The organism is Dyella sp. 01L423, assembly GCF_056399945.1.
Window position 1 is genome coordinate 1 of record NZ_JBFTSI010000070.1, and the last position, 358, is coordinate 358.

1 pseudogene is annotated in these 358 nt (G+C 69.0%); it reads right to left on the minus strand.

Features of this window, described 5'->3' with window-relative positions:
• Window positions 1-358, minus strand: a pseudogene (locus tag AC1DMY_RS21105) (hypothetical protein); the annotation flags it as partial.

Consider the following 358-nt stretch of genomic DNA (forward strand, 5'->3'; position numbering starts at 1 on the left):
GGTCAGCACGGCACGGCAGCCCGCGTACTCATCGCGCAGGTAGATATAGATGGCGGCCACGCCGGTCACGCGTGCGGCCACCAGCATCCCCTCCAGGAAGCGGTGGGGATCGCGCTCCAGGTAGACGCGGTCCTTGAACGTGCCCGGCTCGCCTTCGTCGATATTGACGGCCATCAGGCGCGGCGCCGGCTCAGCCCGGACGATGCGCCATTTGCGGCCGGTGGGAAAGCCCGCCCCGCCCAGCCCGCGCAGGCCCGAGTTCTCCATCACGGCGATCAGCGCATCCGCATTGGTATCGCCCTGCTCCAGCGCCTGCAACAGGCGATAGCCGCCCTGGGCGCGATAGTCGTCATAGCCG